The organism is Nocardioides sp. Z40_12 (assembly GCF_058215795.1).
The window spans coordinates 217,382-242,463 of record NZ_JBZAJA010000006.1 but is presented as its reverse complement, the minus strand read 5'-3'; the positions used below and the strand labels follow the sequence as shown (position 1 = coordinate 242,463).

22 protein-coding genes are annotated in these 25,082 nt (G+C 72.9%); 18 read left to right on the top strand and 4 right to left on the bottom strand.

Annotated elements, in window-relative coordinates; all coding sequences use genetic code 11:
* Positions 1–87: 87 nt before the first annotated feature.
* The 7 genes from AC4BG9_RS13365 to AC4BG9_RS13335 all read left to right on the top strand — a co-directional run bounded on the left by AC4BG9_RS13365 (position 88) and on the right by AC4BG9_RS13335 (position 9,952).
* Positions 88–2,664, top strand: coding sequence for a DNA translocase FtsK (locus AC4BG9_RS13365; protein ID WP_490571594.1), 2,577 nt, complete (start codon positions 88–90; stop codon positions 2,662–2,664).
* On the top strand, positions 2,661–4,457 hold the full coding sequence (locus AC4BG9_RS13360) for a helix-turn-helix domain-containing protein (RefSeq protein WP_490571593.1): 1,797 nt from the start codon (positions 2,661–2,663) through the stop codon (positions 4,455–4,457). Before AC4BG9_RS13365 ends, AC4BG9_RS13360 begins: the two co-directional genes overlap by 4 nt.
* Before the next feature lie 117 nt (positions 4,458–4,574).
* Positions 4,575–6,011, top strand: a complete 1,437-nt coding sequence (rimO, locus tag AC4BG9_RS13355; RefSeq protein ID WP_490571636.1) for a 30S ribosomal protein S12 methylthiotransferase RimO — start codon at positions 4,575–4,577, stop codon at positions 6,009–6,011.
* On the top strand, positions 6,008–6,646 hold the full coding sequence (gene pgsA, locus AC4BG9_RS13350; RefSeq protein ID WP_490571592.1) for a CDP-diacylglycerol--glycerol-3-phosphate 3-phosphatidyltransferase: 639 nt from the start codon (positions 6,008–6,010) through the stop codon (positions 6,644–6,646). The genes rimO and pgsA overlap by 4 nt, the downstream gene beginning before the upstream one ends.
* A gap of 151 nt (positions 6,647–6,797) precedes the next feature.
* A complete protein-coding gene (locus tag AC4BG9_RS13345; RefSeq protein WP_490571591.1) occupies positions 6,798–8,996 on the top strand; it encodes a bifunctional metallophosphatase/5'-nucleotidase in 2,199 nt (732 codons plus the stop codon).
* 103 nt (positions 8,997–9,099) lie between these two features.
* The gene (locus AC4BG9_RS13340) at positions 9,100–9,579 is read left to right on the top strand and encodes a CinA family protein (RefSeq protein WP_490571590.1); all 480 of its coding nucleotides are present in this window, start codon (positions 9,100–9,102) and stop codon (positions 9,577–9,579) included.
* Between the two features lie 64 nt (positions 9,580–9,643).
* Positions 9,644–9,952, top strand: a complete 309-nt coding sequence (locus AC4BG9_RS13335; protein WP_490571589.1) for a helix-turn-helix domain-containing protein — start codon at positions 9,644–9,646, stop codon at positions 9,950–9,952.
* A gap of 66 nt (positions 9,953–10,018) precedes the next feature.
* Here the strand turns inward: AC4BG9_RS13335 and AC4BG9_RS13330 are convergent, their stop codons facing one another.
* Both AC4BG9_RS13330 and AC4BG9_RS13325 read right to left on the bottom strand, forming a co-directional pair.
* On the bottom strand, positions 10,019–10,804 hold the full coding sequence (locus AC4BG9_RS13330) for a DNA-formamidopyrimidine glycosylase family protein (protein WP_490571588.1): 786 nt from the start codon (positions 10,802–10,804) through the stop codon (positions 10,019–10,021).
* Entirely contained in the window at positions 10,797–15,335 is a 4,539-nt protein-coding gene (locus AC4BG9_RS13325) for an ATP-dependent helicase (RefSeq protein WP_490571587.1), read from the bottom strand. Before AC4BG9_RS13325 ends, AC4BG9_RS13330 begins: the two co-directional genes overlap by 8 nt.
* 120 nt (positions 15,336–15,455) lie before the next feature.
* Between AC4BG9_RS13325 and AC4BG9_RS13320 the strand changes: the two genes are divergently transcribed.
* Genes AC4BG9_RS13320 through AC4BG9_RS13310 form a run of 3 tightly spaced genes read left to right on the top strand, consistent with a single transcriptional unit; the run spans position 15,456 to position 17,996 of the window.
* Complete coding sequence (locus AC4BG9_RS13320; protein ID WP_490571586.1) at positions 15,456–16,382, top strand: ABC transporter ATP-binding protein; 927 nt, start codon at positions 15,456–15,458, stop codon at positions 16,380–16,382.
* A complete protein-coding gene (locus AC4BG9_RS13315; RefSeq protein ID WP_490571585.1) occupies positions 16,382–17,179 on the top strand; it encodes an ABC transporter permease in 798 nt (265 codons plus the stop codon). The genes AC4BG9_RS13320 and AC4BG9_RS13315 overlap by 1 nt, the downstream gene beginning before the upstream one ends.
* A 4-nt stretch (positions 17,180–17,183) precedes the next feature.
* On the top strand, positions 17,184–17,996 hold the full coding sequence (locus tag AC4BG9_RS13310; RefSeq protein ID WP_490571584.1) for an ABC transporter permease: 813 nt from the start codon (positions 17,184–17,186) through the stop codon (positions 17,994–17,996).
* A 10-nt stretch (positions 17,997–18,006) separates the two neighbouring features.
* On the opposite strand, the gene AC4BG9_RS13305 is transcribed toward AC4BG9_RS13310, so the two are convergent.
* A complete protein-coding gene (locus AC4BG9_RS13305) occupies positions 18,007–18,516 on the bottom strand; it encodes a GNAT family N-acetyltransferase (protein WP_490571583.1) in 510 nt (169 codons plus the stop codon).
* A gap of 39 nt (positions 18,517–18,555) precedes the next feature.
* On the opposite strand from AC4BG9_RS13305, the gene AC4BG9_RS13300 reads away from it, so the two are divergent.
* The 8 genes from AC4BG9_RS13300 to AC4BG9_RS13265 all read left to right on the top strand — a co-directional run bounded on the left by AC4BG9_RS13300 (position 18,556) and on the right by AC4BG9_RS13265 (position 24,235).
* Positions 18,556–18,957 carry a DinB family protein gene (locus AC4BG9_RS13300; protein ID WP_490571582.1) on the top strand — a complete coding sequence of 134 codons (402 nt, stop codon included), beginning with the start codon at positions 18,556–18,558 and terminating at the stop codon, positions 18,955–18,957.
* Positions 18,954–19,145, top strand: a complete 192-nt coding sequence (locus AC4BG9_RS13295; protein ID WP_490571581.1) for a DUF3046 domain-containing protein — start codon at positions 18,954–18,956, stop codon at positions 19,143–19,145. Before AC4BG9_RS13300 ends, AC4BG9_RS13295 begins: the two co-directional genes overlap by 4 nt.
* A 20-nt stretch (positions 19,146–19,165) precedes the next feature.
* Entirely contained in the window at positions 19,166–20,440 is a 1,275-nt protein-coding gene (locus AC4BG9_RS13290) for an MFS transporter (protein ID WP_490571580.1), read from the top strand.
* Positions 20,441–20,594: 154 nt separating this feature from the next.
* Entirely contained in the window at positions 20,595–21,647 is a 1,053-nt protein-coding gene (gene recA, locus AC4BG9_RS13285; protein ID WP_490571579.1) for a recombinase RecA, read from the top strand.
* Between the two features lies 1 nt (position 21,648).
* On the top strand, positions 21,649–22,227 hold the full coding sequence (locus AC4BG9_RS13280; protein ID WP_490571578.1) for a regulatory protein RecX: 579 nt from the start codon (positions 21,649–21,651) through the stop codon (positions 22,225–22,227).
* 9 nt (positions 22,228–22,236) lie between these two features.
* Complete coding sequence (locus AC4BG9_RS13275) at positions 22,237–23,100, top strand: PPK2 family polyphosphate kinase (RefSeq protein ID WP_490571577.1); 864 nt, start codon at positions 22,237–22,239, stop codon at positions 23,098–23,100.
* The gene (locus AC4BG9_RS13270) at positions 23,097–23,855 is read left to right on the top strand and encodes a HipA family kinase (RefSeq protein WP_490571576.1); all 759 of its coding nucleotides are present in this window, start codon (positions 23,097–23,099) and stop codon (positions 23,853–23,855) included. The genes AC4BG9_RS13275 and AC4BG9_RS13270 overlap by 4 nt, the downstream gene beginning before the upstream one ends.
* Complete coding sequence (locus AC4BG9_RS13265) at positions 23,855–24,235, top strand: DUF3037 domain-containing protein (protein ID WP_490571575.1); 381 nt, start codon at positions 23,855–23,857, stop codon at positions 24,233–24,235. Before AC4BG9_RS13270 ends, AC4BG9_RS13265 begins: the two co-directional genes overlap by 1 nt.
* A gap of 47 nt (positions 24,236–24,282) precedes the next feature.
* On the opposite strand, the gene AC4BG9_RS13260 is transcribed toward AC4BG9_RS13265, so the two are convergent.
* Positions 24,283–25,026 (bottom strand): sirohydrochlorin chelatase, encoded by a 744-nt coding sequence (locus tag AC4BG9_RS13260; RefSeq protein ID WP_490571574.1) that lies wholly within the window; start codon positions 25,024–25,026, stop codon positions 24,283–24,285.
* Between the last annotated feature and the right edge of the window lie 56 nt (positions 25,027–25,082).

The window sequence follows — 25,082 nt, the reverse complement described above, 5'->3', positions numbered from 1 at the left end:
CGCGGGTCTCCCGGGGTCACGAGCCGGCTGCGACACGCACCCTGTGGTTCGTGTGACTGGTGTGGCGGTTGGACTACTGTCCTGAGCATGGCGACCCGTACGTCTTCCCCGCCGGGGTCGCGGAGCTCGAGCGTGTCCAAGAAGCCCTCGAGCCCCCGATCACGGAGTACTGGCTCCACCCGAGCCGGCAAGAGCTCCAAGCGACCCCAGAAGTCGGCTGCCCGTCGCCCCGCCCCCCGGGCCGTCCGCAACGGACCCGGGCCGGTGGCCCGTGGGTTCGGCGCTCTCGGCCGCGGCGTCGCGAGCGCCTGGCTGGGTGTGGCCCACGCCGTCGGCAGCACCGCCCGCAGCATCGGCCACGGAGCCCGCGACCTCGACCCGGCCCACCGTCGCGACGGGGTGGGCATGGCCCTGCTGGGCCTCTCGCTCGTCGTGGCCGGCGCCGTGTGGTGGCAGCCGCCCGGTGGTGCGATGGACCTCGTCCGGTCGGTCACCGCCGGCACCGTGGGCAAGGTCGCCTGGGCCGTCCCGCTCTGGCTGGCCTACCTGGGCTGGCGCACCCTGCGCGACCCCGAGCACAACGGCCCCGCCGGCCGCCAGGTGATCGGCTGGTCGGCCTTCGTGCTCGGCGTCCTGGGCCTCGTGCACATCGCCAACGGCAACCCGCAGCCCAGCGTCGGCGACGCCGGGGACCTCCAGCAGGCCGGCGGCGCCGTGGGCTTCGTCGTCTCCAGTCTCCTCCTCGACCTGCTGCGCACCCCCTGGGTGGTGGTGCCGCTGCTGAGCCTGCTCGCGCTCTTCGGCGTGCTGGTGATCACCGCGACACCCCTCTACCAGGTCCCGGCCCGCCTCGCGGCGCTGCGCGACCACGCCTTGGGGCGCGCCCCGGCGGCCGAGGGTGCCGACGACGCCGAGCAGACCCGCCCGGTCCGCCAGCGGCGGCGCAGCGTGCCCATCGACGAGGAGATGGGCGACCCCGCCTACGACTCCCCGGTCCTGGAGGAGCGCGAGGTCCGCCGTCGCCGCCGTCGCGCCGACCCCGTCGACGTCGCCCTCGAGGAGGGCGCCGACGAGGGGCTCGGCATCCTGGACCCCTCGGTCGAGGCTCCCGGCTCCGACCAGGCCGCCGCCGAGGTCCAGCCGCCCCCGCACACCCCGCTGCCGCCGCGGGTAGAGCAGCTGGCGCTCTCCGGCGACATCACCTACACGCTGCCCGCCAGCGACATGCTCAAGCCCGGGTCGGTGCACAAGGCCCGGTCCAAGGCCAGCGACGCCGTCGTGGACCGCCTCCAGCAGGTGCTGGAGGAGTTCGGCATCGACGCCCACGTCACCGGCTACACCCGCGGCCCCACCGTCACCCGCTACATCGTCGAGCTCGGCTCCGCGGTCAAGGTGGAGAAGGTCACCGCCCTCTCCAAGAACATCGCCTACGCCGTGGCCTCCGCCGACGTGCGCATCCTCAGCCCGATCCCCGGCAAGTCCGCGATCGGCATCGAGATCCCCAACAGCGACAAGGAGATCGTGTCGCTGGGAGACGTGCTCCGCTCGGAGACCGCGCGCTCCAACCACCACCCGATGGTCACCGGGCTCGGCAAGGACGTCGAGGGCGGGTTCGTGATCGCCAACCTGGCCAAGATGCCGCACCTGCTGGTGGCCGGCGCCACGGGCTCGGGGAAGTCGTCGTTCATCAACTCGATGATCACCTCGATCCTGATGCGCTCCACGCCCGACGAGGTCCGGATGATCATGGTCGACCCCAAGCGGGTCGAGCTCAACGCCTACGAGGGCATCCCGCACCTGATCACGCCCATCATCACCAGCCCGAAGAAGGCCGCGGAGGCCTTGCAGTGGGTGGTGCGCGAGATGGACATGCGCTACGACGACCTGGCCAACTTCGGGTTCCGCCACGTCGACGACTTCAACAAGGCGGTCCGCGCCGGCAAGGTGGAGGTCCCGGCGGGCAGCGAGCGCCAGCTCTCGCCCTACCCCTACCTGCTGGTGATCGTCGACGAGCTCGCCGACCTGATGATGGTCGCCCCGCGCGACGTCGAGGACGCGATCGTCCGCATCACCCAGCTCGCCCGGGCCGCGGGCATCCACCTCGTGCTGGCCACCCAGCGGCCCTCCGTCGACGTGGTCACCGGCCTGATCAAGGCCAACGTGCCCTCGCGGCTGGCCTTCGCCACCTCCAGCCTCGGCGACAGCCGGGTCATCCTCGACCAGCCCGGGGCCGAGAAGCTGGTGGGGCAGGGTGACGGTCTCTTCCTGCCGATGGGCTCCTCCAAGCCGGTGCGCGTCCAGGGCTCCTGGGTCACCGAGGCCGAGGTGCACCAGGTGGTGGCCGCCTGCAAGAACCAGCTGGAGCCGACCTACATCGAGGAGGTGACCGCTCCGGCGGCCGCCAAGCGTGACCTCGACGACGACATCGGCGACGACATGGACCTGGTCATCCAGGCCATCGAGCTCGTGGTCTCCACCCAGTTCGGCTCCACCTCCATGCTGCAGCGCAAGCTGCGCGTCGGGTTCGCCAAGGCCGGACGCCTGATGGACATCCTGGAGAGCCGGGGCGTGGTGGGCCCCAGCGAGGGCTCCAAGGCCCGTGACGTGCTGGTCAAGCCGGACGAGATCGATTCCGTGATCGCGACACTGGAGGGGGAGCGATGAGCGCTGCCGAGGAGCGGGTTGGCCACGACACCGAGTCGCACGAGGGGACCGACGGCCCTTCGCTGAGCCTGGCGGCCGGCCTGGTCGAGGTCCGCCGCAACGCGGGTCTCGCCGCGGCGGTCGGCGGTCTCTCCTCCGCCGTCGCCATCGCCTACCTGTGGCGCGCCACCAGCACCGGCGCGGTCCTGGACTGGGCCCTGGTCGCGGTGATGGGCCTGCTCGCCGTCGCCTGGCTCGCCTCCTTCCTCGACGCGCGCACGCCGCTCCTGGTGGCCGACGCCCAGGGCGTGCGGGTGCGGCTGGGCCGGACCTGGCGGGGCCTGACCTGGTCGGCCGTCGACCGGGTGGAGCACACGCCCCGTCGCGGTCTGCTGCGCGACGGCCGGCTCACCGTGGTGCCGCGCAACAGCGAGCTGCTGATGGCCGACCTGGACCGCGCCGGCGCGCGCCAGGCCCGCCTCGCCACCCGCCTCTACGGCGGGCCGCTGGCCCTGCCCCTGGGGCTGACCACCCGGCTCTCCAGCGAGGACGGCGACCCCACCGAGGCGCTCGGTCGGCTGGCCGACCGGGGCGCGGAGGTCGTCGTGGTGCCCTCCGGGTCGGCCGCGGAGCGGGAGCCCGAGGACGACGCTCCCGCGCGGCGCCGCCTGCGTGACCCGCGGCCGCTGATCGCCGGCGCCCTGACCAGGGTCTCCGCGCCGCTGACCCGCAAGACCCGGCGCGACGAGGTCGACGAGGTCGACGACGTGGACGAGCTGGACGACCGCGCCTCCATGGGGGCGGCGCGGGGCCAGGCAGAGGACGAGGACCGGGACGAGGGCCGGGACGAGGGGCGGGACGACGTCGAGCCGCGCGGCACCGCGGTCGTGCTGAGCCCGGCACCCGAGCCCGCCCGCGAGACGCCGCTGCCCGCCCGCGCCGACGTGCTGCACGAGCAGGACGACGACCGGACCCAGGTGCTGCCGACGGCCGTTGAGCTCGTCGAGGACACCCAGGCCTGGGGGGACAGGGTCCGTCCCATCGCCCGGGCGGGCCACCCCGTGGCCCCGGTGGTCTTCGACGACTTCATGGTGGAGCCGGCCTCGGACCCCGTGATCGGCCCCGAGCTGCGGGCGGCGCGGACCAGGCTGCGCCTCTCGGTCGACCAGCTGGCGGAGCGCACCCGGATCCGTCCGCACGTGATCGAGGCCATCGAGGTGGACGACTTCGTCCCGTGCGGCGGCGACTTCTACGCCCGCGGGCACCTGCGCACCCTGGCCCGGGTCCTCGGGATCGACGTGGCGCCGCTCCTGGAGACCTACGAGGACCGCTACGCGCACGCGCCCATCGATCCGCGGCGGGTCTTCGAGGCCGAGCTGGCCACGGGCGCCCACGGTCCCATTCGTGGCACCCGCGGCGGAGCGAACTGGTCGATCCTGGTGGCCGCGGTGATGGCGATGGTGCTCGTCTGGTCGGTCGCGCGCCTGGTGATGGACACCCCGTCCGACCTGGGCGGCACGCCCGTCCTCAACGGCTCCGGCGGCCCGCACGCGGGCAGCGCGGTGGCGGCCGACCCGGTGCCGGTCGTGGTCTCCGCCCCGGCCGGGGGTGCCAAGGTCGTGGTGCGCGACAGCTCGGGCGCCGTGGTCTTCAAGGGCAACCTCGCCATCGGCGAGAGCCGCACGGTCGACGCCTCCCCGCCGGTGCGGGTACAGACCAGCGACGGCGCCGTGACGGTCGGCATCAACGGGGTCGAGCGCGGTCCCGTGGGCGAGGCCGGGACGGCCTCGCAGGGCACCTACGCCGCCGACTGACGTGGCGTGGGTCACCCGTCCGGCGCGGCAGCGCGCCGGGAATCAGCGTGGCGTGGCCTGTGGCGTCATAATCGACTACCTATGACGACGTACAAGCCTGACCCCACGACGGCTCCCCTGAGCGTGGCGGTGGTGACCCTCGGGTGCTCCCGCAACGAGGTCGACTCCGAGGAGCTGGCCGGCCGTCTGGAAGCCGATGGATTCCAGCTCGTCTCCGACCCCGAGGACGCCGACACGGTGGTGGTCAACACCTGCGGGTTCGTCGAGGCAGCCAAGAAGGACTCGGTCGACACGCTGCTGGAGGCGGCCGACCTGAAGACCCACGGCCGGACCCAGGCGGTGGTGGCGGTCGGCTGCATGGCCGAGCGATACGGCAAGGACCTGGCCGAGTCGCTGCCAGAGGCCGACGCGGTGCTGGGATTCGACGACTACCCCGACATCGCCGCCCGGCTGCGCTCCATCGTGGCGGGGGACAGGCACGTCTCCCACGTGCCCTCGGACCGGCGCCGGCTGCTGCCGATCTCACCGGTGGAGCGGGCCGCCGCCGTCGACGTGACGGTGCCGGGCCACGCTGTCGCCGTGCCCGACCTCGAGCCCGGCCAGGCGCCGCCCACGGGCCCCCGGGTGCTGCGACGCCGCCTCGACGGGGGACCGATGGCCCCCCTCAAGCTGGCGAGCGGCTGCGACCGGCGCTGCGCCTTCTGCGCCATCCCGGCCTTCCGCGGCTCCTTCGTGAGCAGGCGGCCCTCCGACGTCGTCGCCGAGGCGCGCTGGCTGGCCGAGCAGGGGGTGCGCGAGCTCTTCCTGGTCAGCGAGAACTCCACGTCCTACGGCAAGGACCTCGGTGACCTCCGGCTGCTGGAGACGCTGCTGCCGGAGCTGACCGGCATCGACGGCATCGACTGGGTGCGTGTCTCCTACCTCCAGCCGGCCGAGACGCGTCCCGGCCTGATCGAGGCGATCGCGCGGACGCCCGGGGTGGTTCCCTACTTCGACCTCTCCTTCCAGCACGCCAGCGCTCCGCTGCTGCGACGGATGCGCCGCTTCGGCGACCCGGACAGCTTCCTGGACCTGCTGGCCCGGGTCCGGGAGGAAGCGCCGTTGGCCGGCGTCCGGTCGAATGTGATCGTGGGGTTCCCGGGGGAGACCGAGCACGACCTCCAGGTCCTGTGCGACTTCCTCGAGGCGGCGCGTCTCGACGTCACCGGTGTCTTCGGCTACTCCGACGAGGACGGCACCGAGGCCGAGTCCTACGACGGCAAGATCGACCCCGACGAGGTCGCCGAGCGGGTCGCGCACGTCACCGGGCTGGTGGAGGAGCTCACCGCCCAGCGTGCCGAGGAGCGCATCGGCGAGCAGGTCGAGGTGCTGGTGGAGTCCCTGCAGGACGGCACCGTGGAGGGACGCGCGCGTCACCAGGGTCCCGAGGTCGACGGGACGACCACCCTGACCCAGGCCCCGGCCGGCGTGCGCGTCGGCGACCTGGTGCGGGCCGAGGTCGTCGACTCCGTCGGGGTGGACCTCTTCGCCCGGGTGCTGGCGGGGCAGCCGTGAACGCGCCCGCGAAGACCAGCAACGTCAACCTGCCCAACGCGCTGACCACCCTGCGCATCCTGATCGTCCCCTTCTTCGGGTGGGCGCTGCTCCACGACGGCGGCGACTCGGCGACCTGGCGCTGGATCGCCTTCGCCCTCTTCGCGGTGGCGATGATCACCGACAAGGTCGACGGCGACCTGGCGCGCAAGTACGACATCGTCACCGACTTCGGCAAGATCGCCGACCCGATCGCCGACAAGGCGATCACCGGCATGGCGCTGATCGGCCTCTCGGTGGTGGGCGACGTGTGGTGGTGGGTCACCATCGTCGTCCTGGTGCGCGAGTGGAGCGTCACGCTGCTGCGGCTCTCGATCCTCTCCGACGTGGTGATGGCCGCATCGTGGAGCGGCAAGGTCAAGACGACCCTGCAGGCCCTGGCCCTCGGGGTGCTGCTGTGGCCGCTGCCGCACGGCGAGGCCCACGGCGGAGCCTTCGACGGCTGGGGGATGCCAGGGGAGGTGCTCTTCTACACCGGCCAGGTGCTGCTCGCGGGAGCCGTGGCGATGACGCTGTGGTCGGGCTACGAGTTCGTCCGCGACGTGCGCGCCACCCGCACGAAGAGGGCCGCCGAGGCCACGCACAACGAACGCTGATCGGCGTCACACCAGCCACACTGGTTATGGTGGCAGGGATCACTTGTCCACCAAACAAGGGAACAGCACTGTGTCAGCCATCAGAAGCTCAGGCCGGCGCCTCACGGCGGCGGCATCCATCGCGGGGCTCGTAGCAGCGCCGCTCACGCTCATGGCGATCACCACGGCGCCGGCCTCGGCGGCCGACGACGTGGTCGTCAACCTCATCGGGGTCAACGACTTCCACGGCCGCATCAACTCCAACACCGTCAAGTGGGCGACCACGGTGGAGGGCCTGCGCAACGCCTCCACGACCGACACCGACCTCCTCGTCGGCGCCGGCGACCTGATGGGCGCCTCGGAGTTCACCTCCGCGGTCTCCGACGAGCAGCCGACCATCGACGTGCTCAACGCGATCGGCCTCAACGCCTCGGCCGTCGGCAACCACGAGTTCGACCGTGGCTGGCCCGACCTGCGCGACCGGGTGATCAACTCCACCAACGCCCAGTGGAAGTACCTGGGCGCCAACGTCTACCAGAAGGGCACCCAGAACCCCGTCCTTCCTGAGTACGCGGAGTTCACCGCCGGTGACCTCAAGGTCGCGGTCATCGGCGCGGTCACCGAGGAGACCCCCTCCCTGGTGGCCCCGGGCCGGGTGGCCGACCTCGACTTCGGTGACCCCGTGGCCGCCGTCGACCGGGTCGCCAAGCAGCTCAGCGACGGAGTGGCCGAGAACGGGGAGGCCGACGTCATCGTCGCCTCGTTCCACTCCGGTGCCGCACACGGCGCCAACTCCGACTACGCCAAGGAGGCCGCCAGCGCCGGCGAGTTCGCGCGGATGGCCTCGCTGCCCGACAGCGTGGACGCGATCTTCAACGGGCACACCCACCAGGTCTACGCCTGGGACGCCCCGAAGCCCGGTGGGGGCACCCGTCCCATCGTGCAGACCGGTGAGTACGGCGCCAACGTCGGTCAGGTCCAGCTGACGCTGGACGCCGCGACCGGCGAGGTCAAGGCCTACACCGCCAAGAACCACGCCCGGGTCGCCGACGCCGACCTGACGAACCCCGTCGTCGCCAAGGTGGACGAGGTGGTCAAGGCCGCCCAGGCCAAGGCCGCCGAGGTGGGCAACCAGCCCGTCGGCCAGATCACCGCCGACGTGACACGCGCCTACGACGGGGTCGACGCCTCCGGCAAGGCGATCGAGAACCGCGGTGCCGAGTCGACGCTCGGCGGCCTGGTCGCCAACGCGCTGCGCGACGGCGTGCCCGCCGAGATCGCCGACCCGGACATCGGCATCGTCAACGCCGGCGGCCTCCGGGCCGACCTGCTCTTCGCGGGCAACCCGGCGAGCAACCCGCTCAACACCGACGGTGTCATCACCTACGGCGAGGCCAACGACGTGCTCCCGTTCGTCAACAACGTCTGGACCGTGGAGCTCACCGGCGCCCAGCTGCGGCGGGTGCTGGAGCAGCAGTGGCAGCCGGCCGGGTCCGGCCGTCCCGTCCTCAACCTCGGCCTCTCCGACAACGTCGAGGTGACCTACGACGCCTCGCAGGCCGCCGGGTCCCGGATCACCTCGGTGCGGATCGACGACCAGTGGCTGGACAACAAGAAGGTCTACAAGGTCTCGACCTTCTCCTTCCTCGCGGGTGGCGGCGACAACTTCACCGCCTTCAAGGACGGGCAGGCCAAGGACACCGGCCTGGTCGACCGCGACGTGTGGATCCAGTACCTGCGCGACCACCCGGTGAGTCCTGACTTCGCCCGCCAGCAGGTGGAGGTGACCAACGTCAAGAACCGCCAGATCACCATGGGTGAGCGGGTTCGCGCCCGGGTGTCGGGCCTCGACCTGACGTCGGCAGGCTCGCCGAAGAACACCGCCGTCGAGGTGGTGCGGGTCAGCAAGGACGGCAAGCGCAAGGTCGTGAAGTCGGTGCCGGTCACCAACGGGAGCGCGAAGGTGAACTTCGAAGCCCCCGCGGGTGCATCCATCGAGCTGGTGGCCAAGCCGTCGGGCACCACGATCACCCGTCAGCTCCGCAAGACCCGGCCCCAGATCAAGCAGGTGCGGGTCTTCCCCAAGGTGGTCAAGGCCAACAAGACCCGTCCGCGGGTCAAGGTCGTGGTCAAGGCCAACAACGACGGCAAGGTCACCGGCCGCGTCAAGGTCGTCATCCAGGGCAAGGGCTTCAAGCGCAAGGTCTTCGGCGAGCTGAAGAAGGTGCAGGGCAAGCCGCGCAGCAAGGTCAACGTGCGGCTGCCCAAGCTGCCGCGCACCGGCGCCTACACGGTGCGTGCGAAGTACCTCGGCAACAACAAGTACAACGCCCAGAAGAAGAGCTACAACCTCCGGGTTCAGCGGCGCTGACCCGTGCCGGACGTCTCGCCCGGAGACGTCCGGCCCGGACGGAGGGCGAGGGGCTCGGGTGCACGCACCCGGGCCCCTCGTGCCGTCCTCCTACGATCGGCCCATGACGACTCACGCCGAGACGGGCCCGGCCCCACTCCTGCGGCTGCTCGCGGCCCGCGGCCAGACGCTCGCCGTCGCGGAGTCGCTCACCGGTGGCCGGCTGGCCGCGTCGCTCACCTCCGTGCCCGGCGCCTCCGCGGTCTTCCTGGGCGGTGTCGTCTCCTACGCGACGGCGGTCAAGGTCGCGGTGCTGGGCGTCAGCGAGGAGCTGGTCGTCCGGCACGGGGTGGTCTCCGCCGCCTGTGCGGAGCAGATGGCGCAGGGTGTCCGCCGCCTGACCGGCAGCACCTGGGCGCTCGCCACCACCGGCGTCGCCGGCCCCGACCCGCAGGAGGGGAAGCCGGTGGGCACCGTCTTCGTCGGGCTGGCGGGCCCGAACGGCGCGGCAGCCCGCCCGTTGGGACTGACCGGCTCACGGACCGAGATCCAGGACGAGACCTGCCGCCGGGCGCTGGCGCTCCTCGCCGATGCCGTGGGGTGACGGGGGCCGGTTGCGGGCTTCCGGTAGCGTGGCCCCACGGGTCGAACGAGGAAGGGACGCGCGCATGGTGCTGTTTCGTCGGTCTCTCGGCGAAGTCCTCCGCCACAAGCGGATGGAGCTGGGCATGACCCTGCGCGAGGTCTCGGCCGAGGCGCGGGTCAGCCTGGGCTACATCTCCGAGATCGAGCGCGGCCAGAAGGAGGCGTCCTCGGAGCTCCTGGCCTCGTTGTGCGCCGCCCTCGACGTGCCGCTCTCCTCGGTCCTGCGCGAGGCGAGCGTCGCCGTCGCCCACGAGGAGTCGATGGCCGCACCCACCTCGCTCGAGACGGCCCGGACGGCCGGCCCTGGCGACGTGGTCGCCTCCGCTGCCTGAGTGCACGAGCCCCTGAGCGCCTGAGCGCACGCCGCACGGATGCTGCCGGGCGGGTTCCGTCCCGGCTCAGCGGTCGGGCTGGCAGCTCGGGCACCAGTAGGTGGCCCGCTCCCGCCCGGGCGGGCCGGTCTGCTCGACGCTGACCGGCGTCGCGCACCGCAGGCACTCCTGCTGGCGGTAGACCCAGGTCCGCCGGCCCCGTCTCAGGTCGCCGGTGGTGGTCTGCTCGGCCCGCTGCTTGTTCTGCTCCAGGATGAGCTTGGCGCGGCGCACCAGCCGCTCCAGGTCGGGGACCTCACCGACCGGGGTGGTGGGCCTCACCCCGCTGGTGAAGCAGAGCTCGGCGGCGTACATGTTGCCGATGCCCGCGAGCCGGGTCTGGTCGAGCAGGGCGTGCACCAGCGGCCGGGTCGGGTCCTGGGTGAGCCGGCGAAGCGCCTCCTGCTCGTCCCAGTCGGAGCCGAGCAGGTCGGGGCCGAGGTGCCCCACGGCCAGGTGCTCGTCCTCGCGGTGGAGGAGCTCGACGAGGCCGAGGGAGAAGCCCACCGCGAGGCGGTCGGCGGTCTCCAGCACCACGCGGGCGGTGTGCACCGGCCGGCGCCACCGCTGGCCGGGGGCGTAGGCCTGCCAGGCCCCCTCCATCTTCAGGTGGGTGTGCAACGTCCAGGGACGATCGGCGTCGATACGGGTGAGCAGGTGCTTGCCCCGGCTGGTGGTGTTGCGGACCAGCCCGCCGGCCAGGTCCTGGGTGGCCAGCTGGGGGACGCGGAAGTCGCTCCGGCTCAGCCGGCGACCCGCCAGGGTGCGGTCCAGCAGGCGGGCGGCGCGCCACACGGTGTCGCCTTCAGGCACGGATCCTCAACCCCTTCGGCGTGGCGACGAAGCCCGCCTCCCTCAGCGCCGCGCGCAGCGGCGTCTCCCCGGACCCCAGCAGCTGGGACCCGTCAGCCCGTTCCACGGTCAGCCGACCCAGGGCGCCGCGGCGCACCGACTCCGCGAGCGCCCGCGCGGCGGGCCCGAGCCGCTCGGGCTCCTCGGACCAGGTCAGCAGGGTGCGGCCCCCGCGCTCGACGTAGAGCGTGAGGCGGCCCTCCACCAGCACCACCAGGGCGCCCGCCTTGCGGCCCGGGCGGTGTCCTGTTCCCGCGGAGCTGGTCTCGGGCCAGGGGAGGGCGGCGCCGAAGGGGTTCGCCGGGTCGGTCGCGGCCAGGGTGACCGCGACGGGAGCCTCGGCCGGTCGGTCGGTCTCGCTGAAGGTCCTCAGGCGGTCCACCGCGCCGACGGTGCCGAACTGGGCCGCGCCCAGGCCCTCCACGAAGTAGCCCCGGCGGCAGCGCCCGGCGTCCTCGAAGGCGGCCAGCACCTTGTAGACGCCCGCGAAGCCGCCGGGGATCCGCTCGCCGGCCACCGCGCCCCGGGTGACGACCCCGTGGCGCTCCAGGAGGTGCTCGGCGACCGCGTGGGCGCGCCTGGTCGGGTCGGCGTCGCGCCGCGGCAGCAGGGACCAGCGTCCGGCTGTCTCGGGGGGACCGCCGCGGGTCGGCATCCGGCCCGTGCGGGGCGGCCGACGGGGGGTGCGGTGGGAGGCGGTGCCCGAACCGACCAGGGCGCGCAGCGGCAGCACGGTGTCGTTGGTGACGTGCCCCGACCAGACCAGCTGCCACAGGGCCGCGGAGAGCGTGGTGTCGGAGGTGGAGCCCACCTGGTCCGAGAGCTGACGGAAGAACCACGCGCCGCCGGGCGCCAACGCCTCGAGCACCCGGTGCTGGAGCTCGTCGAGCTCCTCCTCGAGCGGGTCCGGCAGGGTCAGGGCGGCCTGGTCGGCCAGGTGGAGGCTCACCCAGCCGTCGCTGCCGGGCAGCGGGGCGTGGCCGCACCACAGGACCTCGCCCGAGGCGGTCAGCTCGTCCAGGAAGGCGGGCTGGTAGTCGCGCACCCGCGCGGCCAGCACCAGCGGCTCCAGGGCGCTGGCGGGCACGGCGCAGCCGGCGAGCTGGTCCAGGGCGGCGACCACGCCGTCGACCCCGCGCAGGCCGCCGCGGGCGGCGGTCACCTTCTGCCAGGCGGGCAGGAAGCGCGCCAGGGTGTCGGGGGTGACCGGTTCGACCTCCTGGCGCAGCTTGGCCAGCGAGCGCCGGCGCAGTCGCCGCAGCACCTGCGCGTCGCACCACTCCAGCCCGCTACCGCTGGGCCGGAACTCGCCGTCCAGCACCCGGCCCCGTGCGGCCAGCCGCTGGAGCGCCTGTCGGGCCACCGCCTCCCCGAGGTTGAAGCGGGCGGCGACCGCCTCGGTGGTGAAGGGGCCGTGGGTCCGGGCGTACCTGGCCACCAGGTCGCCGATCGGGTCCTCCTGGACCTCGGTGAAGGCGACGGGGGTGCCGGGCGGCACCGGCACGCCCAGGCCGTCGCGCAGCCGGGCCACCTCCTCCACCGTGCACCAGACCGGCTCTCCGCCCATCCGGACCTCGACGACCCGGCGGGCGGCGGCGAGCTCGGCGAGCCACCCGGCCACGGGCGAGCCAGGGCGGCTGCGTGCCTCCACCTCCTCCCGGCTGAGCGGACCCAGCAGGCGCAGCATGTCGGCGACCCCCTCGGCGTCGCGGGCACGGCGGTCTTCGGTGAGCCACTGCAGCTCGGCCTCGACCTCGGCCAGCACGTCGGGGTCCAGCAGCTCGCGGAGCTCAGCGCGTCCCAGCAGCTCGGCCAGGAGCGACTGGTCCAGTGACAGCGCCGCCGCGCGGCGCTCGGCGATCGGGGAGTCGCCCTCGTAGAGGAACTGGGCGACGTAGCCGAAGAGCAGCGTGCGGGCGAAGGGGGAGGGCTGGGTCGTGGAGACGTCGACCACCGCGACCTCGCGGCGCTGCACCGCCCGCAGCAGCGCCAGCAGCGACGGCAGGTCGTAGGCGTCCTGGAGGCACTCGCGTACCGCCTCGAGGACGATGGGGAAGGAGGGGTACTTCACCGCGACCTCGAGCAGCTGCGCGCTGCGCTGACGCTGCTGCCACAGCGGGCTGCGGCGTCCGGGGTCGCGGCGCGGCAGGAGCAGCGCGCGGGCCGCGCACTCGCGGAACCGGCTGGCGAAGAGGGCGGAGCCGCCGACCTCGTCGGTGACCAGCTGGTCGATCTCGTCCGGCTCGAAGACCACCAGGTCGGCGCCGGGCGGCTCCTGGTCGCTGTCGGGCACCCGGATCACGATGCCGTCGTCGGAGGCCATCGCCTGGCCGTCGACGCCGTACTGCTCGCGCAGCCGGGCGTTGATGGCCAGGGCCCAGGGGGCGTGCACCGGCATCCCGTAGGGCGAGTGCAGCACCAGCCGCCAGTCGCCCAGCTCGTCGCGGAAACGCTCCACCACCAGCTGCCGGTCGTGGGGGACGAGGTTGGTCGCCTCGCGCTGCTCGGCGAGGTAGTGCACCAGGTTGGTGGCCGCGTAGGCGTCGAGACCGTGGCTCTGGGCCTCCGTCACCGCCTCGGCCTTCGGCAGCGCGGCGAGCTCGCGGCAGAACTCGCCGATCGCCGCCCCCAGCTCGGCCGGCCGGCCCAGCCCGTCGCCCTTCCAGAAGGGGAGCCGGCCGGGCACCCCCGGCGCCGGGGTCACCAGGACCCGGTCGTGGGTGATGTCCTCGATCCGCCAGCTGCTGGCGCCGAGCGCGAAGACGTCGCCGACCCGGGACTCGTAGACCATCTCCTCGTCGAGCTCCCCGACCCGGCGGCCGGTCCCCTCGCCGACCAGGTAGACCCCGAAGAGGCCGCGGTCGGGGATGGTGCCGCCGCTGGTGACGGCCAGGCGCTGCGCTCCGGGACGGGCGGTGAGCCGCCCGGTGACCCTGTCCCAGACCACGCGCGGCCGCAGCTCGGCGAACTCCTCGCTGGGGTAGCGCCCGCTGAGCAGGTCGAGGGTGGCCTCGAAGGCGCTGCGCGGCAGGGCGGCGAACGGCGCCGAGCGGCGCACCAGGGTGTAGAGCTCCTCGACCTCCCACTCGTCGACCGCGGTGGCGGCCACCACCTGCTGGGCCAGCACGTCCAGCGGGTTGGCGGGGACGCGCAGGCTCTCGATCTGGCCGGACCGCATGCGCTGCACCGCGACGGCGGTCTGCGCGAGGTCGCCCCGGTGCTTGGGGAAGAGCACCCCGCGGCTGGTCTCGCCCACCTGGTGACCGGCGCGCCCCACCCGTTGCAGCGCGCTGGCCACGCTGGGCGGCGACTCGATCTGGATCACCAGGTCGACGGCCCCCATGTCGATGCCCAGCTCCAGGCTGCTGGTGGCCACCACGCACGGCAGGCGCCCCTGCTTGAGGTCGTCCTCGATGAGGGCACGCTGCTCCTTGGAGACCGACCCGTGGTGGGCGCGGGCCAGCACCGGCGGTGCCCCGCCCGTGCTGCCGGCCTGCGCCATCACCTCGGCGGGCGGCCCGGACGGCGCCGCGGGCACCGCCGCCCCCGCGGCGGCGCCCACCGGCTCGGGTGCCAGGCCCGCGCGCTCCGCAGCGATCTCGTTGAGCCGGGCGGTGAGACGCTCGGCGAGCCGCCGGGAGTTGGCGAAGACGATCGTCGAGCGGTGCTGCTCGACCAGGTCGACGACCCGCTCCTCCACGTGGGGCCACAGCGACTGGCTGCGCCGGGGGTCGCCGGACTCCTCGTCGTACTCCTCGGGCGCCGTCATGTCCTCGACGGGGACGACGACGCGCAGGTCCCAGGTCTTCTGGCTGGGCGGCGCGACGATGTCCACCGGCGCGCCCCCGCCGAGGAACCGGGCCACCTCCTCCAGCGGGCGGACGGTGGCGCTCAGGCCGATCCGCTGCGCGGGGGTCGCCAGCAGGGCGTCGAGGCGCTCCAGGCTGAGCGCCAGGTGGGCGCCCCGCTTGCTGCCGGCGACCGCGTGGACCTCGTCGAGGATGACCGTCTCCACCCCGCGCAGCGCCTCGCGGGCCTGGCTGGTGAGCATCAGGAACAACGACTCGGGGGTGGTGATCAGGATGTCGGGAGGAGACGTGCTCAGCCGCCGTCGCTCGGTGGCCGGGGTGTCCCCGGAGCGCACCCCCACCCGCAGCTCCGGGAGCTCGGTGCCCAGGCGCGCCGCGGTGTGCCGGATCCCGGTCAGGGGCGCCCGCAGGTTGCGCTCCACGTCGACGGCCAGCGCCTTGAGCGGCGAGATGTAGAGGACCCGGCACCGCCGGGCGGCCTCGGGCGGCTCCTCGGTGAGCAGCCGGTCGATCCCGGCCAGGAAGGCGCTCAGGGTCTTGCCGGAGCCGGTGGGGGCGACGACGAGGGCGTGCCGGCCGCGCCGGATCGCCTCCCACGCGCCCTCCTGCGCCGCGGTCGGCTCGGCGAAGGCGGCACGGAACCACTCCCTGGTGGGTGCGCTGAACGCGTCGAGGACCGGCACCCAGTCATCTTGACACCCGCCTCCCCACGCCGAGGCCCACGCCGAGGCCCACGCCGAGGCGACGCAGCCGTGAGGCACCGGAGTGTCGCGGGTGTCGGCGGTGGTTTGTAGTCTCGCCCGGTGACCGAGTCGATGATCTCCGCCCGAGGCCTGCGCAAGTCGTTCGGCGACTTCGAGGCGGTGCGTGGCATCGACGTCGAGGTCCGGCGCGGAGAGGCGTTCGGCTTCCTCGGCCCCAACGGCGCCGGCAAGTCCAGCACCATGCGGATGATCGCGGCGGTGAGCCCGATCAGCGGCGGCGAGCTGCGCATCCTCGGCCTGGACCCCGCTACCGACGGCCCGGCCATCCGCGGCCGCCTCGGCGTGTGCCCCCAGGAGGACACCCTCGACAACGAGCTCAACGTCTTCGACAACCTCTACATCTACGGGCGCTACTTCGGGATCCCGCGGGCCGAGGTGCGGGAGCGCGCCGAGCAGCTGCTGGAGTTCGTGCAGCTGACGGAGAAGCGCAAGGCCCGGGTCGAGGACCTCTCCGGCGGGATGAAGCGCCGGCTGACCATCGCACGGAGCCTTGTCAGCTCGCCCGAGCTGCTGCTCCTCGACGAGCCGACCACCGGCCTCGACCCGCAGGCCCGTCACGTCCTGTGGGACCAGCTCTTCCGGCTCAAGCACGCCGGCGTCACCCTCGTGCTGACCACCCACTACATGGACGAGGCCGAGCAGCTCTGCGACCGGCTCGTGGTCATGGACAAGGGACTGGTGGTCGCGGAGGGCAGCCCGCGCGAGCTGATCGCGGCCCACTCCACCCGTGAGGTGGCGGAGCTGAGGTTCGGCATCGGCGAGAACGAACGCGCGGCCGACGTGGTGGCCGACCTCGGCAGCCGGATCGAGGTGCTGCCCGACCGGCTCCTGGTCTACTCCGACGACGGCGAGGAGGTGATCGCCAAGGTGCACGAGCGCGGCCTCGAGCCGCTGGCGGTCCTGGTGCGCCGGTCCACCCTCGAGGACGTCTTCCTCGCGCTCACCGGCCGTTCCCTGGCGGACTGATGACTCCCTCACGTCTCAGCGCGCGCGAAGGCCTCAGCCGTCAGCTCGACTACTGGTGGACCGTCTACAAGCGGACCTGGCGCGGCGGCTTCATCTCCAGCTTCGTGGCGCCCCTCTTCTACGTGGTCGCCATGGGGGTGCTGCTGGGGGGCTTCATCGAGGCCGACCCCGACCGGCTCGAGGGCGCCCCCTCCTACCTGGCCTTCGTGGTGCCCGGCCTGGTCGCGGCGCACGCCATGCAGGTCGCGGTGGGGGAGACCACCTACCCGGTGATGGGCGGGATCAAGTGGCACAAGACCTACTGGGCGCAGCTGGCCACGCCCCTGTCGGTGCGCGACATCGTCAACGCCCACCTCGCCTTCGTCGTGGTCAGGGTCGCCTCGGCCTGCGCCGTCTTCATGCTGGTGCTGGCCCCCTTCGGTGTCTTCGAGTCGTGGTGGGGGCCGGTCCTGGCCTGGTGCGGCCAGGTGCTGGTCGGCACGGCGTTCGCCTGCCTGGTGATGGCCTTCAGCGTGCGGCTCCGCGACGAGCAGGGGTTCGGCCTCGTCTACCGCCTGGGCGTGGTCCCGCTGACCCTCTTCTCGGGCGCCTTCTTCCCGATCGCCAACCTGGGGCCGGTGCTGGAGTGGGTGGCCCGGCTGACCCCGCTGTGGCACGGGGTGAGCCTGTCGCGGATGTTCTCCCTCGACGTGGTCGACTGGCCCCTCGCCGTCGTCCACGTGCTGGTGCTGAGCGTCCTCAGCGTGCTGGGCTGGCGGTGGGCCGTGACCGGGCTCGAGAAGCGGCTGGAGGTCTGAGATGGTGACGACCGACCCGAACGCCCGGGGCGCCGACGAGCGCGCGTGGGGGCCGGCCCAGGCCGCCGGCGTGGTGGTGCTGCGCAACTACATCACCTACCGCTCGGCCTGGAAGCTCTTCCTGACCGGTTTCCTCGAGCCCGTCTTCTACCTCTTCTCGATCGGGATCGGGGTCGGCGCCCTGGTCAGCGGGTTCGAGCTCGGTGGCGAGGAGATCTCGTACGCCGCCTTCGTGGCCCCCGGCATGCTCGCCGCCTCGGCCTTCAACGGCGCCCTGATGGATTCCACCTACAACGTGTTCTTCAAGCTCAAGTACGACCGCCTCTACGACCAGATGCTGGCGACCCCGCTCACTCCGGGCGACGTGGCCAGGGGCGAGATCGCCTGGGGGCTGATCCGCGGCTCCACCTACTCGGCCGCGTTCCTGCTGGTGATGGCCGCGATGGGCCTGGTCGAGTCGTGGTGGGCGGTGCTGGCGCTGCCCGCGGCGATCCTCATCGCCTTCGCCTTCTCGGCGGTCTGCATGGCGCTGACCACCTACATGAAGTCGTTCCAGGACTTCGACAAGATCACCCTGGCCCAGCTGCCGCTCTTCCTCTTCTCCGCGACCTTCTTCCCGATCAGCACCTACGGCGACGGGGCGCTGCGCTGGCTGATCGAGGTCACCCCTCTCTACCGCGGGGTGGTGCTCTGCCGGGAGCTGACCACCGGGCACCTGTCGGCGGCCTCGGCGGTGAGCGTGGTCTACCTGCTGGCCATGGGCCTGCTCGGGCTCGTCGTCGTGCGGCGCCGGCTCGCGGCGCTGCTGCTGACCTGACGGGTCGTCGTCAGGGCAGCGTGACCAGCATCTTCTGGTACCACGCGATGTCGATCCACTGGTCGAACTTGAAGCCGATCTCCTTCATCTCCCCGACCTTCTCGAACCCCGCGGCCACGTGGAGCGCCTCGCTCGCCGGGTTGGGCAGGGCGACCAGCGCCACGGCGGAGTGCACCCCGGAGACGGCCATGGTCTCGAGCAGGGCCGGGTAGAGGAGCCGGCCGACCCCACGCCCCCGGACGCTGGCGTCGAGGTAGATCGAGGTCTCGCGGGTCCGGGCGTAGGCGGGACGTGGGCGGAAGGACCACGAGTAGGCGTACCCGACCGCCCGGTCCGACTCGTCGACGGCGACCAGGAGGTGGTCGCCCGGGTGCTGGCCGTCGAGACGGGCCCGCCAGTAGTCGAGGTCAGGGGGCTCCAGGTCGAAGGTCGCCGTGGAGTGCTCCACCGCGTCGCTGTAGATGTCGGAGATCACCGCCAGGTCGCTCTCGGTGGCGGACCGGGTGGAGAAGGAAGGCATGGGCCCCATTCTTTCAGGTGGGGCTGGTTCAATGTGCGAGTGCCCGACCCGTGCGACCTCGTCCCCGACACCAAGGACTGGACCTGGGTGCCCGGACGCTGGTCGGCGCTGGAGTACGCGTGCCACGTGCGCGACGTCCACCGGGTCTTCGCCGAGCGCCTGGAGGCGATGCTGGCCCACGACGGCGCGCGCTTCGCCGACTGGGACCAGGACGCGGCTGCGGTGTCCGGGCGCTACGCCGAGCAGGAGCCGCGCACGGTCGAGCTCGAGCTGATCGAGGCCGCCGGCACGGTCGGGGGCCTCTACGCCACCGTGACGCCGGCGCTGGAGGGGCGGACCGGGATCCGCAGCAACGGCAGCCGCTTCACGGTGCTCACCCTCGCTCGCTACCACCTCCACGACGTGCTCCATCACCTCCACGACCTCGGCAGGCCGCTGTGAGGCACACCGAGTTCTGGGCTCGGCTGGAGGAGGTCAAGGGCGCTCAGGCCAGGTCCTGGGCCGAGCTCTTCGTCATGCCCGAGCTGGGCTCGCGCACCGTCCAGGAGGCCTTCGAGGCCAAGATGGCGCCCAAGCAGGTCTGGGCGGCCGTCTGGCAGCACCTGGAGCTCCCGGACTCGCTGCGGTGACGGGTCCGTCGACGGCACCGGTGACGTCACCCCACGCCGTGGCCAAGGTGCAGCGACGCACGGTCCTCGCCCTCGTCGTCGTCCAGGCGGTCGGGGCGCTCGGCATGACGATCGGCATCGCCACCGCGTCGCTGCTGGCCCGCGACCTCTCCGGCTCCGAGGCGCTGGCCGGGCTGGCCCAGACCTTCCAGGTGCTGGGATCGGCGGCCGCAGCCTGGTTGCTGGCCGGACTCATGTCGCGGGCCGGTCGTCGCCGCGGCCTGGTCACCGGCTACCTCGTCGCGGCGTGCGGGGGCGGGCTCGCGGTCCTGGCGGGCGTGTGGGGGAGCCTGCTGGTCCTGCTCGGCGGCATGGTCCTGCTCGGTGCCGCCACGGCGGCCAACAACGCCGCGCGGTACGCCGCCACCGATCTCGCCCCGGCGGCGAGCCGGGCCCGCGCGCTCTCCGTGGTGGTGTGGGCCACCACCATCGGGGCGGTGGTCGGACCCAACCTCACCGGCCCTGCCTCCTCGCTCGCCTCGACGCTGGAGATCCCTCGACTCACCGGGCCGTTCGTGCTCGGCGCGGTGGGGATGGCGGCGGCCGCGCTCGCCTCCTTGCTCCTCCTGCGACCCGACCCGTTGCTGCTGGCCCGGCGGCTGGCCGGCGAGGAGGCGAACGCGAGCGGCGCTGTCCGCGAGGGAGCCCGCCCGGTGGCCCCGACCTCCTGGGGACGGGTGGTGGCGACGGTGCGGGAGCGTCCGGTGCTGGGCGTGGCCGTCGTGGGGCTCGCCGGCGCCCACGCCACGATGGTGGCGGTGATGGTGATGACACCGCTGCACATGGAGCACGGCGAGGCGGGGCTCGAGGTCATCGGGTTCGTCATCTCCGTGCACGTCCTGGGGATGTTCGCCTTCTCCCCGCTGGTGGGGGTGGCGGCCGACCGGTGCGGGCGGGCCCAGGTGATGGGAGCCGGGGGAGTGGTCCTGCTCGCGTCGCTGCTGCTGTGCGCGCTGGCGCCGGAGGGCACCTCGTGGCAGATCTTCGCCGGCCTCTTCCTGCTGGGACTGGGCTGGTCGTGCGTCACGATCGCCGCCTCCACCCTGGTGGCCGACCACGCGCCGCTGCAGGTCCGGGCCGACGTGCAGGGGGCGGCCGACATGACCATGAGCCTGACCGCGGCGGGCTTCAGTGCGCTCGCCGGCCTGGTGGTCGGGGCCTGGGGCTACCCGGTGCTGGCGGCCTGCTGCGCCGGGCTGGCGCTGGTCGTGGTGGGCGCGGCGCTGCGGGTGCCGCGACACGCCCGGCCCGGGTGAGGTGATCGAACACCTGTTCGGGCTACGCTGTCTCCACAGGTACGACGCGGAGCGGAGTCGTCCACAGCGAAGACCGGGCTGATCAGGTCCTGTCGGTGGTCCGCTCTAGCGTCGAAGACGTACCTGGCATCCGACAAGACGAATGGGGCATGACATGGCTGGTGGAGACCGTGAGAAGGCGCTGGACGCTGCTCTCGCCAATATCGAGAAGTCGTTCGGCAAGGGCTCGGTCATGCGACTGGGCGACGAGACCCGTGCCCCGCTGGAGGTGATCCCGACCGGCGCCATCGCCCTCGACGTGGCCCTCGGCCTCGGTGGGCTGCCCCGGGGCAGGGTCGTGGAGATCTACGGACCGGAGTCCTCCGGAAAGACCACCGTCGCCCTGCACGCCGTGGCCAACGCCCAGGCCGGCGGCGGCATCGTGGCGTTCATCGACGCCGAGCACGCGCTCGACCCGGACTACGCCAAGGCCCTCGGCGTCGACACCGACGCGCTCCTGGTCTCCCAGCCCGACTCCGGCGAGCAGGCCCTCGAGATCGCCGACATGCTGGTCCGCTCGGGCGCCCTGGACCTCATCGTCATCGACTCCGTCGCGGCCCTGGTGCCCCGGGCCGAGATCGAGGGTGAGATGGGGGACAGTCACGTCGGTCTCCAGGCGCGACTGATGAGCCAGGCCCTGCGCAAGATGACCGGTGCCCTCAACAACTCGGGCACCACCGCGATCTTCATCAACCAGCTCCGCGAGAAGATCGGCGTCATGTTCGGGTCCCCGGAGACCACGACCGGTGGTCGGGCCCTGAAGTTCTACTCCTCGGTCCGTCTCGACGTGCGTCGTATCGAGACGCTCAAGGACGGCCAGGAGATGGTCGGCAACCGGACCCGGGTCAAGGTCGTCAAGAACAAGGTCGCGCCGCCGTTCAAGCAGGCCGAGTTCGACATCATGTACGGCAAGGGCATCAGCCGCGAGGGCGGCCTGATCGACGTGGGCGTCGAGGCAGGACTGGTCCGCAAGGCCGGCGCCTGGTACACCTACGAGGGCGACCAGCTCGGCCAGGGCAAGGAGAACGCCCGCTCGTTCCTGCGCGACAACCCCGACCTGGCCAACGAGCTCGAGAAGCGGATCCTGGAGAAGCTGGGCGTGGGCCCGCAGGTCGACACGCCGGCCGACGACCTCTCCGACGAGCCCATCGGGGTCAGTGACTTCTGACGTGGCCGGCTCCACCGGCCCGTCGTGGCGCGGCGACGTCCACCACGGGGTCGCGGCCTGGACCGGGGACCTTCCTGAGGACCCGGTCCAGGCCGGACCCCCGGCCGACCACGAGGCGGTCGCGCGGAAGATCCTGCTCGACCAGCTGACCGGCCGGGCGCGCAGCCGCAAGGAGCTCGCCGACAAGCTCGCCGCCAAGAACGTGCCGGACGACATCGCCACGAGGCTGCTCGACCGGTTCGAGGAAGTCGGCCTGATCGACGACGAGGCCTTCGCCCGGGCCTGGATCGCCAGCCGCCAGCCGGGCAAGGGTCTGGCCGGTCGGGCCCTGGCCCAGGAGCTGCGCCGCAAGGGGATCGAGGACGAGGTGGTCCGCGAGGCGATCGCCGAGATCGACCCCGACGACGAGGAACAGGCCGCGCGGGCGCTGGTCCGCAAGAAGCTGCGCAGCATGGCGCGCCTCGACCGCGACACCGCCACCCGGCGGCTCGTGGGGCTCCTGGCCCGCAAGGGCTACGGCAGCGGCCTGGCGTTCGCCGTCGTCCGCGACGAGCTGGGGGCCGCGGGGGAGACCGACTAGTCTTCCTCCATGCCCGACCTCGCCGGCCACTCCGTGGACACCGCGCCGCTGCGGGCGGTGCCGGGACGGATCGCCCTCGACGAGGCCTCGGCGGGTGCCACGCCGGGCTTCCACGGCGGCAAGAGCGCCGGGGGCGCCGCGCTGGCCGGGCTGGCCGACGAGCTCGCCGATCTCCAGGAGCGCCTCTGGGCCAACCGGACGACGGGCTCCCAGCGCCGGGTCCTGCTCGTCCTTCAGGGGATGGACACCAGCGGGAAGGGCGGGGTCATCCGGCGCGCGCTCGGCCTGGTCGATCCTCAGGGGCTCCAGATCACCAGCTTCAAGCGGCCCACCGACGAGGAGCTCGCGCACGACTTCCTCTGGCGGATCCGCCGGGCGGTGCCCACCCCGGGGCACATCGGCGTCTTCGACCGCAGCCACTACGAGGACGTCCTGGTGGTGAAGGTGCACGGCTGGGCGCCGCCGGAGGAGATCGAGCGTCGCTACCAGGCGATCAACGACTTCGAGTCCGAGCTGGTGGCGAGCGGGGTGACGCTGGTCAAGTGCATGCTCCACGTCTCCCGGGCCCAGCAGCGCGAACGTCTCCAGGCCCGGCTGGACAACCCGGCCAAGCACTGGAAGTACGAGCCGGGCGACCTCGACGAGCGCGTGCTGTGGGACTCCTACCGGGAGGCCTACCAGACCGCCCTCACCCGGACGAGCACCGAGCACGCCCCCTGGCACGTCGTCGCCTCCGACCTCAAGTGGTACCGCAACCTCGCGGTGGCGCAGCTCCTGCTCGAGGCGCTGCGCGGCCTGGAGCTGGAGTGGCCGCCCGCCGCCTTCGACGTCGAGGCGGAGAAGGCGCGGCTCGCGGCGATGGGGGACAGGTGATCCCCCGGGTCCAGGTCACCCGGTACGTCACCCCCCTGCGGGAGGGCGGCAGCCTGCCGGGGCTGGTCGAGGCCGAGGACCTCGGCATCTACGTGTGCAAGTTCCTCGGTGCCGGCCAGGGCGTCCGGGTCCTCGTCGCCGAGGTGCTGGTCAGCGAGCTCGCCGGGCGCCTCGGGCTGCGGACCCCGCGGCTGGTGGGCCTCGACCTGGGCGCGGAGATCGCGCGCTACGAGGCCGACGAGGAGGTCCAGGACCTGCTCGTGGCCAGTGTCGGGCTCAACCTCGGGGTGGACTTCCTGCCGGGTGCCTTCGGCTACGACGGCGAGCAGTCCATCGACCCCGGGACCGCCGCCCGGATCCTGTGGCTCGACGCCTTCACCGCCAACGTCGACCGGAGCTGGCGCAACCCCAACCTGCTGGTGTGGCACGGCGACGTCTGGGTGATCGACCACGGCGCCGCGCTCTACTTCCACCACGCCTGGAGCGGTGGGGTCACCGACCCCCAGCGCTTCGCCCGCCAGCCGTGGGACGTCAGCGACCACGTGCTCGAGGCCTTCGCTCCCAAGGTCGCGGCCGCCGACGAGCAGGCGCGTGCCGTGCTCTCGCGCGAGGTCTTCGCCGAGGTGGTCGAGCTGGTGCCCGACGAGTGGCTGAGGTCGGTGCCGGGGGCCACCCCCGCCGAGCTGCGGGCGGCGTACGTCGACTTCCTCACCGCCCGGCTCGAGAGCCGTGCCTGGCTGCCCGGGGAGGCGTGATGACCCGGTACCCCTACGAGTACGTGGTGCTCAGGTGCGTCCCGCGACCGGAGCGGGAGGAGTTCCTCAACGTGGGCGTGGTGCTGCACTGCCAGGGCGCGGAGTTCCTCGAGGTGGCCTGGCGGGCCAGCCCGGAGCGGCTGCGGGCGCTCGACTCGGGACTCGACGTCGACCAGGTCTGCGCGGCTCTGGCCTTCGTCGAGGGCGTCTGTGCCGGTGACCCCCGCGGCGGCGCGGCCGGCACCAAGCCGCGGGGGACGCGCTTCGGCTTCCTGAAGGCGCCGAAGTCGACGGTCCTGCAGCCCGGCCCGGTGCACGGCGGGATCACCGGCGACCCGGCCGGCCAGCTCGAGCACCTGCTGGCCAGCCTGGTCGGGTGACCCGGGCGCGGACGCGGGTCACCCGACCGGGCCGACAGCGGCGTCGCTCAGACGGGGACGAGCTCCACGGCGCCGACGGCGTACCGGGCCAGGATCGTGCGCGCGACCTCGGGGTGGGCCCCCAACGGCGCCGAGACGGCGACGGCCCCGGCCTCCAGGGCGAGCTCCGCGGCCCGGTCCGGCAGGAAGCCGGGCGCGAGGAAGAGCGAGGCGACCGCGATGTGCCGCTTGCCCTGGTTGCGGAAGGCGCGGACCGCCTCGCCGGTCGCCGGCGGCGCCGCCGAGGCGAACGCGGCGGTGACCGGGAGCTTGTGGCGGCTGCCCCAGACCCGGGCCAGCCGGGCGACGGACTGGTTGGCCAGGGCGTCGGAGGACCCGGCGGCAGCCAGCACGAGGGCGTCGAGCTCGCGCACCCGCGCGTCCTTGAGCGCCTCGCGCATCCGCAGGTCGAGGACCTCCAGGAAGGCCGGCTCGAGGCCGAGCACCGCGGTGGCGCAGACCTTGACCCCCGGGTGGCTCGCCATCGCCTCGGCGACGGCCTGGGGCACGTCGACCTTGGCGTGGTAGGCCTCGGTGAGCAGCAGCGGCACCACCACGATCTCGTCGTGGCCGGCCTTGACGAGCCGGTCGACGGTCGTCTGGAAGGACGGCCGGGACAGCTCGAGGAACGCCTGCTCGATCCGGAGGTCCGGACGCATGCGGCGGGCCTCGTCGACGAGGGCCTTGATCGTCGCCGCGGACCTGGGGTCCCGGCTTCCGTGGGCGAGTGCAACCAATGCAGGAGCAGCCATCAGCATGGCCTCCCATCTCGGGTGAGGTGTGCATCGACGACGTTGTCGATCTTGTT

Bases quoted from the DNA above. Each gene is read 5' to 3' on its own strand.
- AC4BG9_RS13365 (WP_490571594.1), top strand. From the start codon at position 88: ATGGCGACCCGTACGTCTTCCCCGCCGGGGTCGCGGAGCTCGAGCGTG.
- AC4BG9_RS13360 (WP_490571593.1), top strand. From the start codon at position 2,661: ATGAGCGCTGCCGAGGAGCGGGTTGGCCACGACACCGAGTCGCACGAG.
- AC4BG9_RS13345 (WP_490571591.1), top strand. From the start codon at position 6,798: ATGGCGATCACCACGGCGCCGGCCTCGGCGGCCGACGACGTGGTCGTC.
- AC4BG9_RS13340 (WP_490571590.1), top strand. From the start codon at position 9,100: ATGACGACTCACGCCGAGACGGGCCCGGCCCCACTCCTGCGGCTGCTC.
- AC4BG9_RS13335 (WP_490571589.1), top strand. From the start codon at position 9,644: ATGGTGCTGTTTCGTCGGTCTCTCGGCGAAGTCCTCCGCCACAAGCGG.
- AC4BG9_RS13315 (WP_490571585.1), top strand. From the start codon at position 16,382: ATGACTCCCTCACGTCTCAGCGCGCGCGAAGGCCTCAGCCGTCAGCTC.
- AC4BG9_RS13305 (WP_490571583.1), bottom strand. From the start codon at position 18,516: ATGCCTTCCTTCTCCACCCGGTCCGCCACCGAGAGCGACCTGGCGGTG.
- recA (WP_490571579.1), top strand. From the start codon at position 20,595: ATGGCTGGTGGAGACCGTGAGAAGGCGCTGGACGCTGCTCTCGCCAAT.
- AC4BG9_RS13275 (WP_490571577.1), top strand. From the start codon at position 22,237: ATGCCCGACCTCGCCGGCCACTCCGTGGACACCGCGCCGCTGCGGGCG.
- AC4BG9_RS13265 (WP_490571575.1), top strand. From the start codon at position 23,855: ATGACCCGGTACCCCTACGAGTACGTGGTGCTCAGGTGCGTCCCGCGA.
- AC4BG9_RS13260 (WP_490571574.1), bottom strand. From the start codon at position 25,026: ATGGCTGCTCCTGCATTGGTTGCACTCGCCCACGGAAGCCGGGACCCC.